Source organism: Megasphaera sp. AF13-6AC (assembly GCF_027685385.1).
Lineage (GTDB): Bacteria > Bacillota > Negativicutes > Veillonellales > Megasphaeraceae > Megasphaera > Megasphaera micronuciformis.
The window spans coordinates 1-1,041 of the sequence record NZ_JAQCUN010000253.1; the positions used below are offsets into that span (position 1 = coordinate 1).

Annotated in this window: 2 protein-coding genes; both read left to right on the forward strand. The window is 44.7% G+C overall.

Features of this window, described 5'->3' with window-relative positions:
* On the forward strand, window positions 1-262 hold a 262-nt coding region (locus tag PGX78_RS08630; protein WP_270446548.1), incomplete at its 5' end, for a site-2 protease family protein.
* An 8-nt stretch (window positions 263-270) separates the two neighbouring features.
* A partial coding sequence (gene ispG, locus PGX78_RS08635; protein ID WP_270446549.1) for a (E)-4-hydroxy-3-methylbut-2-enyl-diphosphate synthase occupies window positions 271-1,041 on the forward strand: 771 nt, incomplete at its 3' end.

Sequence of the window (1,041 nt, forward strand, 5' to 3'; positions counted from 1 at the left end):
TGCTCAATTAGCCGGTCAGGCGGCATCTGTGGGTTTCGTAAACTTGTTAACCTTTACGGCTTTTTTAAGTCTTAATTTGGGGATTTTAAATCTCTTACCTATTCCCATGTTGGATGGCGGATATATTATATTGATCTTATTAGAAGGCATTACGCGTAGGAAAATGCCGAAGAAGGCCTTGTACTATATTCAAATGGCAGGTGTCATCATTTTAGGAGCCATGTTTATTTTTGCTCTTGTGCAGGACATCAGCAGATTTTAGAGGACTTTATGAAGAGAAGAAAGTGTCGTGAAGTTAAGCTTCGACAAACTGTTATCGGCGGCTCGGCCCCTATTTCGGTCCAGACTATGTCAACCGTCAATCCTGCCGACTATGTGAAGGGCAGTGCAGATGCCAGACGATTGGCGGCATACGGAGCTGAAATCATTCGTTTTGCCGTTCCCGATATGAGAGCGGCCAAGGGGTTATCACATATTGTGAAGGACTCTCCCGTGCCCATTGTAGCGGATATACATTTTGACTATAGACTGGCGTTGGAGTCCGTTTCAAGTGGGGTAGACGCATTACGAATCAATCCGGGAAACATCGGTTCCGATGACCGTGTAGGCGCCGTAGTAGATGCTGTTAAAAAACGTAACATACCTATTCGTATCGGTATCAATGCCGGGTCCTTACCATCTGATATTTTAGCGACTTACAATGGTCATCCTACAGCTGAAGGTATGGTTGAAGGGGCATTACGCCATATTCGGATTTGTGAGCACCTGGATTATAAAAATTTGGTCATATCATTAAAGGCCTCGGATGTACCTTTAATGATAGAGGCTTATAGCCTGTTAGCTGAAAAAGTGGATTACCCCTTTCATTTAGGGGTTACTGAAGCCGGTCTTTTACGAGACGGAACGGTGAAGTCGGCTATCGGTATCGGTAGTTTATTGTATGCCGGTATAGGGGATACTATTCGCGTTTCTCTTACAGATGATCCGGCTGAAGAAGTAAAGACCGGTCGAAGCATCTTATCCGCATTGGGACTAAGGCAT